Annotated in this window: 2 protein-coding genes; both read right to left on the bottom strand. The window is 26.1% G+C overall.

From position 1 onward, the window contains the following. Window positions 1-252, bottom strand: a 252-nt coding sequence (locus IDG60_RS00475; protein WP_162697929.1) for a DUF443 family protein, incomplete at its 3' end; no start/stop codon positions are given. Window positions 253-382: 130 nt separating this feature from the next. Then, a partial coding sequence (locus IDG60_RS00470; protein WP_179346288.1) for a DUF443 family protein occupies window positions 383-567 on the bottom strand: 185 nt, incomplete at its 5' end.

Raw genomic sequence — 567 nt, 5'->3', positions numbered from 1 at the left:
AAGTAACACAATACCCGCGAATATGGTCCATCCTATCGATTTATTTTTAACTGGTTTGACAATATTTAATTTTTCATAATCATTCTTAGTGATTTTGACATATGTTTTCGGTATGAGCCAGTTAATAAATGGAAAGAAGAAGACAATCCAATTACTTGCCAAATCAATCATTAAATATTCACTATCGTATTTGATTATTCGATATTTAGGGTTTTTATTAATAACTTTAGATTCGCAAAGCAATGTCTCCACATCCCTTTAATTTTATGTGTAATACATTTTTCGATACTTCAAAAGACATTCAAATACTATCAAGTTACTGTCATCAAAGGTTTTATTAACTGATATTTTCATATTTTTAATCTGAATTTAGTACTTTCACTTAATTTTTAAGTATGACATGAATGTTTTTATCTATAATTAAAGCTATATTCACTAGAAAAAAACCCATTATTGCTGTAATCCAAGCAAAATATACTATTATGTTTTGATAACTCATTGATAATAGAGCATATGAGAAAATCACTGTCCATAAAATAAAAAAAGCATATCTAAACAATGTTAAAC

The organism is Staphylococcus sp. EG-SA-2 (genome assembly GCF_017152085.1).
The sequence above is the reverse complement of the archived record's forward strand: the minus strand, read 5'-3'. Positions and strand labels throughout refer to the sequence as shown.